The 9,157-nt window shown below is 45.1% G+C and carries 5 protein-coding genes; 3 read left to right on the plus strand and 2 right to left on the minus strand.

The genetic code is table 11. From position 1 onward, the window contains the following. Positions 1 to 1,274 precede the first annotated feature (1,274 nt). The 3 genes from BCT81_RS10640 to nspC all read left to right on the plus strand — a co-directional run bounded on the left by BCT81_RS10640 (position 1,275) and on the right by nspC (position 6,817). Positions 1,275 to 4,214, plus strand: coding sequence for a pyridoxal phosphate-dependent class III aminotransferase (locus BCT81_RS10640; RefSeq protein WP_198596877.1), 2,940 nt, complete (start codon positions 1,275 to 1,277; stop codon positions 4,212 to 4,214). A gap of 8 nt (positions 4,215 to 4,222) precedes the next feature. Further along, entirely contained in the window at positions 4,223 to 5,473 is a 1,251-nt protein-coding gene (locus tag BCT81_RS10645) for a carboxynorspermidine synthase (protein ID WP_102424185.1), read from the plus strand. Between the two features lie 210 nt (positions 5,474 to 5,683). Further along, entirely contained in the window at positions 5,684 to 6,817 is a 1,134-nt protein-coding gene (gene nspC, locus BCT81_RS10650) for a carboxynorspermidine decarboxylase (protein WP_102424186.1), read from the plus strand. 73 nt (positions 6,818 to 6,890) lie between these two features. On the opposite strand, the gene BCT81_RS10655 is transcribed toward nspC, so the two are convergent. Then, the gene (locus BCT81_RS10655; RefSeq protein WP_061032800.1) at positions 6,891 to 7,433 is read right to left on the minus strand and encodes a DUF1566 domain-containing protein; all 543 of its coding nucleotides are present in this window, start codon (positions 7,431 to 7,433) and stop codon (positions 6,891 to 6,893) included. Then, complete coding sequence (locus tag BCT81_RS10660; protein WP_102424188.1) at positions 7,433 to 9,061, minus strand: DUF1566 domain-containing protein; 1,629 nt, start codon at positions 9,059 to 9,061, stop codon at positions 7,433 to 7,435. Before BCT81_RS10660 ends, BCT81_RS10655 begins: the two co-directional genes overlap by 1 nt. Positions 9,062 to 9,157: the final 96 nt, after the last annotated feature.

Below are 9,157 nucleotides of genomic sequence, written 5' to 3' on the forward strand. Positions count from 1 at the left end.
CAGAAATGGTGAGCCTTTTTTGCTTTTGGAATATGTTAAAGCTATTTGAGACGTCAGGTCACGAGTTGACCCCGTGTCCTAGCCGGCCGCGTCGCTCCAATTTGAAAAAGGCTCATCAGAAATGATGAGCCTTTTTCGCATCTGAAACACACTAAAGCTATTTGAGATACCAGGTCACGAGTTGACCCCGCAGCCAAGCTTCATCTCTATATCAAAACCTCCGTTATCAAATACGTATATATCACTCAGTTTTTAAAAGCGAGATTCCCTATGAACTCGTTCCTCGCTCTAGGAAATGACGGAAAGGTACAATGGCTCAAAGCTTCTCTAGCAACGTTTATAACCCCTCACCGTCATCCTCGGGCGCGAGGAACGAGCGAGCCGGGGATCTACTTACCTTCTGTTGATTAGTTTCAGCTTAGTCTATTGCATCAGATAGTTTCTTGAATAAAGCAATACAATGACATGTTGTAGGGGATTCCCTATGAGCTCGTCCCTCGCGCTAGGGAATGACGTGATGCGGGCAGGTGATTAACTTTTCACTCCCTTATCGTGTACTGAACTTTGCTGGTTTCAGTGTAAGGTTCGGTATGAGGTCGCCTATGGTTCTAAGGTTAGCTTTAAACTCTCACCAGTAACATTTGTATACCTACACCGTCATCCTCGGGCGTGGAGGGACGAACGAACCGGGGATCTCGCTTTTAAACTTATATTGGCGATAATTAAAGCAATTTGTCACTCACTGCGCGTATTAATTAAGCGTTTATTAAAAACTATTGATAGTTCGTTTCACTTTATGTTACTTTCCCGCGCAATCTCGGAACGGCCGATGTTCAAAAAGAGCCGCGATTGCTTTCTGGGGGATACGCGTAATGACCATTCTTGCTGATTGGGACATTACGTAGGGTAGGTATCGGCTAGTCCTTTAGCTGATAGACGGGATACTTATGGCGCAGTTCGCCATGCTAATGGGAAACCCAACATTGAACATACTAACTACAACATTGCTAATCAGCTCTGCATTTCCAAAGGGACCAGCTCCTCATAGCTGCCCGATCCTGCAAAAATGTCCAATTCTTCAAAACAGTAGCATTACTGAACCTTGAGCTCGCGCTAACAATTTCTCACTGTCTTAAGGCAGCTTAATTTCGTATTCGTCGTTTGACTTATGCGGGCGTACAGCTATATCTCATTTCTAGACAATATGCGTATTTCATTAAGAACTCTTGTTAATCGAGAGGGCTGGTGTGTATTTGCGTTTGATGGAGGTGAGTATGAACATATTCAAGGGAATTTTTATGACTACCGCCTTTGAAGTCGATATCAACACTATCGCAAATTCATTTTCAACTATGGTTCCTATCGTAGAGGGAACTTATGACCTAACACCTGATGCTATTTTGCTTGAGCAAGAGCAGCACGAATCGGATGTTCGCTCATACCCAAGACGCCTACCAATTGCTATCAAGCGAGCATGCGGTGCCTTGGTTGAAGATACTCGTGGACAACTATTTTTAGATTGCTTAGCCGGTGCGGGTACACTTTCTTTGGGTTATAACCACCCAGAGATTAACCAAGCACTCAAAGACCAGCTCGATTCTGGTTTGCCATACCAAACTCTTGATATTACGACTCAAGCAAAAGAGACGTTTATCAAGCGCGTGAAAGCCTTTCTTCCTCAAGAGTTTTCAAACAACTCAGTGATTCAATTCTGTGGCCCATCCGGTGCAGATGCTGTTGAAGCAGCGATCAAGCTAGCCAAACAAACCACAGGTCGCAATACCATGTTTGCTTTCCGTGGTGCTTACCATGGCATGACCAACGGCACCATGGGCATGATGGGTAACCTAGGTACAAAAGAACGTCGCAGCGGTTTGATGTCTGACGTGCACTTTATGCCTTTCCCATACAACCTACGCTGCCCGTTTGGCATTGGCGGAGAAGCAGGGGCTAACGCAAGTATCCGTTACATCGAACGCATGTTGAACGATGATGAGTCTGGCATCATGAAGCCAGCTGCAATGATCGTAGAGCCCGTACAGGGTGAGGGCGGTGTGATTCCAGCTCCTGCGTCTTGGCTACAAGGCTTGCGTCGCATCTGTGACGAACACGGTATCCTACTGATTTTTGATGAAATTCAGTGTGGTGTCGGTAAAACCGGTCATCGATTCGCGTTTGAAGAGTCGGGCGTTAACCCTGATATCTTGTGTCTGTCTAAAGCGATCGGTGGCGGACTTCCAATGTCATTGCTTGTGTTTGATAAGAGTATCGACACTTGGAAAGCTGGCGAGCACACGGGTACTTTCCGTGGTAACCAACTGGCAATGGTGTCAGGCGCTAAAGCGTTAGAAATCATCGAGCGTGACGGCTTGGTTGAGCATGCAAAGATTGCCGGTCAATACCTACGTCAAGGTCTAGAAAAAATCCAATCTCGCGTGAACTGTATTGCTGAAGTGCGCGGTAAAGGCCTGATGCTTGGCGCTGAGATCAAGCAACCAAACGGTGAACTTAATAAATTTGGTGAGCCCAAATCTGATGGTGAACTGACACTAGCTATTCAACGTGCAGCACTAGAGCGCGGTTTAATGGTTGAGAAAGGCGGTCGTGACGGCTCAGTGATTCGCTTTCTGCCACCGATGATTATCTCTTTCGAACAGATTGATTTTGCACTGCGCGTGATGGAAGAAGCCATGATTGCGGCTGGTGGCGGTGTTCAAGAACAGCAAGCTTCTGGTGAACAGCCAAACCAAGAATGGAATAAGCATTTCATTCACACTGGCCCTCGTGGTAGTGACGAGTTTGCCAACGTGATGAACCAAACCACTCAAGCGATGAAAGCCGTTTTTGAACAGGTTGAAACCCCTTATTCGGGTTTAGATCCAAAAGTGTTAGAAGCAGCTATCAATGCTGTTGATCTCGATAACAATCAACACGCTTTGGTTGATGTTGTAGATAGCACTGCAGACCTTGTCGCTGCAAACTCCATCTTCGTGCAACACCCAGACTGCATTGCGCACCTTCACACTCCACCGCTTATGGCTTCGGTAGCTGCGGAATCGATTATCGCGGCGTTGAATCAATCAATGGATTCATGGGACCAAGCATCTGCTGCGACTTATGTAGAGCAGCGTGTCGTGGATTGGATGTGCGACAAATACCAACTTGGCGCACAAGCTGACGGTGTTTTCACTAGCGGCGGCACGCAAAGTAACCTAATGGGTTTATTGCTTGCGAGAGACTGGGTTGCGGATAAGCACAATGGTCATTCTATCCAAAAGCTTGGCTTACCAGAATACGCGAGCAAGCTGCGTATCTTATGTTCAAAGAAATCGCACTTCACGGTTCAAAAGTCAGCCTCTCTATTAGGGCTAGGTGAAGCGGCAGTATGCTGTGTTGACACCAATGCAAACGGCACTATCAAGCCTGACTTGTTAGATGCAGAAGTGAAAGCACTTAAAGCTCAAGGTTTGATTCCTTTTGCTGTGGTTGGTACTGCGGGTACTACCGATCACGGTGCTATTGATGACCTGGAAGCGATTGCTGACATCGCCAATCAACAAGGCCTTTGGTTCCATGTCGACAGTGCTTACGGTGGCGCGCTTATCTTAAGTAGCCACAAAGCTCGTTTAAAAGGTATCGAAAAAGCGGACTCAGTGAGTGTCGACTTCCACAAGTTGTTCTTCCAAACCATCAGTTGTGGTGCTGTGCTTCTCAAAGACAAAGCGAACTTCAAGTACTTACTGCATCACGCAGATTACTTGAATCGCGAGCACGATGAGCTGCCGAATCTAGTCGATAAGTCTATCGCTACCACCAAGCGTTTCGATGCACTGAAAGTCTTCATGACCATGCAAAGCGTTGGGCCAAAGCAACTGGGTGATATGTACGACCATCTTCTTGAGCAAACGCTAGAAGTGGCAGACCTGATTCAAAACCAAGCGGACTTAGAGCTACTCGCGGAGCCTTCATTATCAACAGTGCTGTTCCGATCTAAGCCGTCAGCAAACGGTGACCTAGATTTAGACAAACTGAATCAAACGCTAAGACTGGAGGCGCTGACTCGTGGCGTTGCAGTACTTGGCGAAACGGTCGTTGATGGTAAAAGCGCGCTGAAATTTACTATCTTGAATCCGTGCTTAACGACATCAGATTTCAAATCTTTAATTAACAAAATTCAAACTCTAGCCATTGAGCTAGCAGAACAACAAGGGTAATTAAAACTATGGCTATTCTACAAATTGGTGCAGGCGGCGTTGGTTGGGTTGTTGCACACAAAGCAGCACAAAATAACGAAGTACTGGGTGATATCACAATCGCTTCTCGCACAATCGCGAAGTGTGAAAAAATCATCGAATCTATCAAGGGCAAAAATAACCTTAAAGATTCTACTAAGAAACTAGAGGCTCGTTCAGTAGACGCTGACGATGTTGATGCGCTTGTTGCTTTGATTAAAGAAGTTCAGCCGGATCTAGTGATCAACGCTGGTCCTCCTTGGGTAAACATGGCGATCATGGAAGCGTGTTACCAATCGAAAGTATCTTATTTAGATACATCAGTTGCGGTTGATCTATGTTCTGAAGGCCAACAAGTACCACAAGCTTATGATTGGCAGTGGGGCTACCGTGAGAAGTTCGCAGAAGCGGGTATCACAGGTATTCTTGGCGCTGGTTTCGATCCAGGTGTGGTATCAATCTTTGCAGCGTACGCGGTTAAGCACTTGTTCGATGAGATTGACTCAATTGATGTAATGGACGTCAATGCTGGCGACCACGGCAAGAAGTTTGCGACAAACTTTGACCCAGAAACCAACATGCTTGAGATCCAAGGTGATTCTTTCTACTGGGAAAATGAAGAGTGGAAACAAGTACCTTGTCACTCACGTATGCTTGAGTTTGATTTCCCTAACTGTGGTACTCACAAAGTGTACTCAATGGCGCACGATGAAGTTCGTTCAATGAAAGAGTTCATCCCAGCTAAGCGCATCGAGTTCTGGATGGGCTTTGGTGACAAGTACCTAAACTACTTCAACTGCATGCGTGATATCGGCCTACTAAGTCCAGATCCACTAACATTACACGATGGTACTGTGGTTCAGCCTCTACATGTTCTTAAAGCGCTACTGCCAGATCCAACGTCTCTTGCTCCGGGTTACACAGGTTTGACGTGTATCGGTACTTGGGTTCAAGGTAAGAAAGATGGTAAAGAGCGCAGTGTGTTTATCTACAATAACGCCGACCACGAAGTTGCTTACGCAGACGTAGAACACCAAGCGATCTCTTACACTACCGGTGTTCCTGCAATTACCGCTGCACTGCAGTTCTTCCGTGGCGAATGGGCTGACAAAGGGGTATTCAATATGGAACAGCTGAACCCAGACCCGTTCCTGGCAACCATGCCTGAAATTGGTCTAGATTGGCATGTTCAAGAGCTAGAGCCAGGGCAAGGTCTACCTCTAATCCATACTTTGAAGTAATTCTTGCTCTTTGCCCTTGTCGCGTTGTCCATCGTGCTCATTTACGTTCGTAAACTCCGTGCGATGTCCTAGCGACAAGGTCAAAGCTCTGCGAATCCCATTCAAAGTCATATGATTGACGAGAACGTATAATTACAAGCCGATGCTGTTGCGTCGGCTTTGTTCGATTATCATGTGCCTTCGTGAACTCGAGGGCCGCAAGGTATTAACATGCAAAACAACGAACTAAAAACGCCGTATTTCATGATCAACGAAGATAAGTTGATTGCGAACTTAGAGAAAGCCAAGCAACTGAAAGAGATTTCAGGTGTAAAACTGGTATTGGCACTGAAGTGTTTCTCGACATGGGGTGTGTTTGACATCATCAAGCCTTACCTGGATGGCACGACAAGCTCTGGCCCATACGAGGTGAAACTTGGCTACGAAACCTTTGGTGGTGAAACGCATGCTTACAGTGTGGGTTACAGCGAAGACGACGTGAGAGAAGTGGCTGACATCTGCGACAAGATGATATTCAACTCGCAAAGCCAATTCGAAGCGTACCGTCATATTGTTGAAGGAAAAGCGTCGCTGGGTTTACGTCTAAATCCGGGCGTAAGCTACGCAGGACAAGACTTAGCAAACCCTGCGCGTCAATTCTCTCGTTTAGGTGTGCAAGCTGACCACATCAAACCTGAAATCTTTGATGAGATTAATGGTGTGATGTTCCACATGAACTGTGAGAACAAAGATGTCGATGCCTTTATTGGATTGCTTGATTCAATCTCAGAACAGTTTGGCGAGCACCTAGATAAGCTAGATTGGGTGAGCATGGGCGGCGGTGTGTTCTTTACATGGCCGGGTTATGACATCGAGAAACTGGGGCTTGCGCTGAAAGCCTTCTCTGAAAAGCACGGTGTGCAGATGTACCTTGAGCCGGGTGAAGCGATCATCACGAAAACAACAGACTTGGTTGTGACAGTGGTGGATATTGTTGAGAACGTGAAGAAAACTGCGATTGTGGATTCAGCAACTGAGGCGCACCGCCTTGACACGCTTATTTACAATGAACCAGCATCGGTATTAGAAGCGTCTGAAAACGGCAGCCATGACTACGTGATTGGTTCGTGTTCATGTCTTGCGGGCGATCAGTTCTGTGAAACAAGCTTTGATGAGCCGTTGAAGATTGGTCAAAAGCTTCACTTGTTGGACAGCGCAGGTTACACCATGGTGAAGCTCAACTGGTTCAACGGACTGAAGATGCCATCAATCTATTGTGAGCGCAGCAATGGCGAAGTACAAAAGCTGAATGAGTTTGGCTACCAAGACTTTAAACGCTCATTGTCTCAATGGTCAATTAACTAACTGACTGACAAGTCGAGCGTAATAAAAAGAGCAGCTAGTGAGCTGCTCTTTTTGATTACTTGTACCGTAGAAGCTAGTTAAATGTTTTCACTAATCGAACAAGAGGGTGTGGAATATCATCTGGGTCGGTAATGACTTCTAAAGCTTCTTCAAAATCAATAATTAAACCATCATAATTGCTGTTTATCTTATGAGCGTCAGGTGTGTTAGTCCAATATGGTTCATTGGTTGTGGTTGGGAAGTACGTCAGGTTTATTGCTGGTCTAGTACAGCTATAGTCAACGATTGAACTTAACTCTTTGATGTTAGGTAACCGAAAACCAGCCTGGCCTGCAATAGTGGTCAAATCTGCATCTTTGGTTGCGATGAGCGCATCCTGCCAATTCTGATATTTAATCGCGGTACCATCACATGTGTCATTGGATTGATTGTAGGTTTCACCTAGGTTGCATTTTGACCAAAGCAAATTAGTCGTTACGTCGAGTAATGTACCATCTTTACGATCAATAAATTGCCCGTCTTGGTGAGAGGGCGTTTGAGTTTGCACGCAGGTTTGTGCGATAGTATTTACACTTAGCAAAGAGGCAGTTACACCTAAGAATAGTTTTAGTCTCATTATTCAATACCCCCACTTACCGCCACAATACCTGTCGAACCTGCAATGTTTTTGTTACATAGCTCAAGTTCACCACTTTGAGAGTCGATACATCTAGCACTACCATCTTGCTTAACAGAACTTGAATGTGTGAAGAGTCGCTCTCCTAGGTTAGGAAAGAAATCAATGGCGCCAGCAGGAACGCTGCCGACATTGAAGTTAATAAATGAGCGGGCTTCAACAGGGGATGGTAATCGCCAATCTGTAATACCGCAAATTGAGCGACTGTTTAGGCTATCAATATAGCTAGCTGTATTACAGTGGTTGCTCCCTGAACCATCATTAATGTAAGCGCATTGAGAAGATATCGGGCCTGCGCTATACAAGAGATCATTGGGTGCGCCAGCGTAGCCACCATTTGTTGTATTGTCAGAGTCGTACCAAGTATATGTGTATGATGCGCTTCTCCAAGAGCTTGACTGGCTATCCCACGGGTAAGGGTTGGCGTCAGGGGCGTCTTTGTGGTTCTTGACCCAGGTATCTACCTCTGATTGACTGGGTAGTGCTATCGGGGCTTGTTTCGCTTCAATATATAATCCGGTATGCTCGTCTCTAACGCAGCGCCAATCAGTAGCGCTAGGTGTTAGACGGTTTCCGTGAGCATCTAACTTGGTGTAGCGGAAGCCATACTCTCCATCCGAATGTTCGTCTCCATTTGTTACATCTAAACCAAAATCTGCATCTTGATTTGGGTGTGACGCTGGAGGAGTAACACTGTCGTAGTCTGTACCATCAAAATAAGTGACATACCCAGTATCATTGAAGTTTTTCTGCCCAGGAATATAAAATGCGAGAGTGTTTTTATTTGAATTGATAGTCGCGTTACCAACGGAAGCTATCGTGTAGATTACTGACTCACCACCTTCATCGAAGCTATCATCACGAGCAGTAAATGTGATATTCGTTGATAGAGTTTCTGCTGGCAGTTTAAGAGCTAAACCTGATATATCTACAATGAAGTCCTCGGGGGCGGCAATACCATTTTGAGTTAGGGTAAGGGTTACATCTTGAGATGTATAATGACTCAAAACTGCTTGTTGAACAATACTGTCGCCCTCTACAACGGTTCTTAAGTCGTTACTAAAACTAACCGTTGGCTGTGTATCGCTATCATCAATGGTTACTACTGTTCGCTCGTTTGACAGTGTGTAATTTGTATTGTTGTCAACACTAATAGAGTAATGAAGTGTTTTGTTACCCTCGTACAAATTATTGTTTACCAGATTTAGCGGCAGATCAGCGCTGGTTGCACCTGCCGAAATTTTGACGTTTTGACTGGAGATAGCATCGTAGTTTTTAAAGGTACCATCAGAGCGAGTTGTTACATCGCTTGTCGAGATTGTTAAGGTCAGATCTTCAGGTAAGGCTTCGGAAAGAGAAACAGTAATTGATTGTGTACTAGAGCCAGATGATGGCTCTGAAAATGAAATCGAGTTAGGTACGCTGATTTCAACTACTGATGGCGTAGAACCTTGGTCGGTTGTATTTTCATCATTATTTTCATGACCACTTTTGCATCCGCTAAACAGTGTCGCAAGAAGGACTACTGAGATGGCATTAAATTGCCAACTCGACCTTTTTCTTTCCATGTATAAACCTAAGTGACTAAATTATAAAAGATAATCTATGGTAACAAAAATATGAGAACAATGCTTGGTTTCATATTTCTTGCTTATGTATTTTTT

The sequence above is a fragment of the Vibrio sp. 10N.261.52.A1 genome, assembly GCF_002876325.1.
GTDB lineage: Bacteria > Pseudomonadota > Gammaproteobacteria > Enterobacterales > Vibrionaceae > Vibrio > Vibrio chagasii.